General features: G+C 42.7%; 1 protein-coding gene. It reads left to right on the top strand.

Going from position 1 to position 1,193, the window contains the following annotated elements; genetic code table 11:
• The gene (gene tuf, locus HBN50_RS17555; RefSeq protein ID WP_273872229.1) at positions 1-1,191 is read left to right on the top strand and encodes an elongation factor Tu; all 1,191 of its coding nucleotides are present in this window, start codon (positions 1-3) and stop codon (positions 1,189-1,191) included.
• The last annotated feature ends 2 nt before the right edge of the window (positions 1,192-1,193 follow it).

The following is a 1,193-nucleotide window of genomic DNA, read 5'->3' as shown; positions in this document are numbered from 1 at the left end:
ATGGCAAAGGAAACTTTTGACAGAAGTAAGCCCCACGTAAACATTGGGACAATCGGTCACGTTGACCACGGTAAAACAACTCTAACAGCTGCAATTACAATGACACTTGCAGAAAAATTTGGTGGAGCAGCGAGAGATTACGCTGATATTGACTCTGCACCAGAAGAGAAAGCACGTGGTATTACAATTAACACAGCTCACGTTGAGTACGAAACAGACGTAAGACACTACGCTCACGTAGACTGTCCAGGTCACGCTGACTACGTAAAGAACATGATTACGGGTGCAGCACAAATGGACGGAGCGATCCTAGTTGTTTCAGCAGCAGACGGAGCGATGCCACAAACTAGAGAGCACATTCTTCTTGCTAGACAGGTTGGTGTTCCAGCGATTTGTGTATTCCTTAACAAAGTAGACCAAGTAGATGACGAAGAACTACTTGAGCTAGTTGAAATGGAAATCAGAGAGCTTCTTTCTTCTTACGACTTCCCAGGTGACGATGTACCAGTAGTAGCTGGATCAGCACTTGCAGCAGTAGAGAACAGAGATGCTAACATTGGTAGAGAAAAAGTACTTGAGCTTATGGCACAAGTTGATGAGTATATTCCAACTCCGGCAAGAGATATCGATAAGACTTTCCTAATGCCAGTAGAAGACGTTTTCTCAATTTCAGGACGTGGTACAGTTGTAACTGGACGTGTTGAAAGAGGTATCGTTAAGGTTAACGAAGAAGTTGAAATCATCGGTATCAGAGAGTCTCAAAAGACTACAGTAACTGGTGTTGAGATGTTCAGAAAGCTTCTTGATGAAGGTAGAGCAGGAGATAACGTTGGTCTTCTACTTCGTGGTCTTAAGAGAGACGAAGTTGAGCGTGGTCAATGTCTAATCAAGCCAGGTACAGTAACACCACACAAGAAATTTAAGTGTGAAGTTTATATTCTTTCAAAAGACGAAGGTGGACGTCACACTCCAATCTTCAAAGGATATAGACCACAATTCTATTTCAGAACAACAGACGTAACTGGAGCGATTGAGCTTGCAGACGGTGTTGAAATGGTAATGCCAGGAGATAACACTTCTTTCACAGCAGAACTTATTACTCCAATCGCAATGGAAAAAGGTCTTAAGTTTGCAATCCGTGAGGGTGGTAGAACAATCGGTGCTGGTACAGTATCTGACATTCTAGAATAATT

The sequence above is a fragment of the Halobacteriovorax sp. GB3 genome, from assembly GCF_028649655.1.
Taxonomy (GTDB): domain Bacteria; phylum Bdellovibrionota; class Bacteriovoracia; order Bacteriovoracales; family Bacteriovoracaceae; genus BSW11-IV.
The sequence above is the reverse complement of the archived record's forward strand: the minus strand, read 5'-3'. Positions and strand labels throughout refer to the sequence as shown.

Bases quoted from the DNA above. Each gene is read 5' to 3' on its own strand.
- tuf (WP_273872229.1), top strand. From the start codon at position 1: ATGGCAAAGGAAACTTTTGACAGAAGTAAGCCCCACGTAAACATTGGG.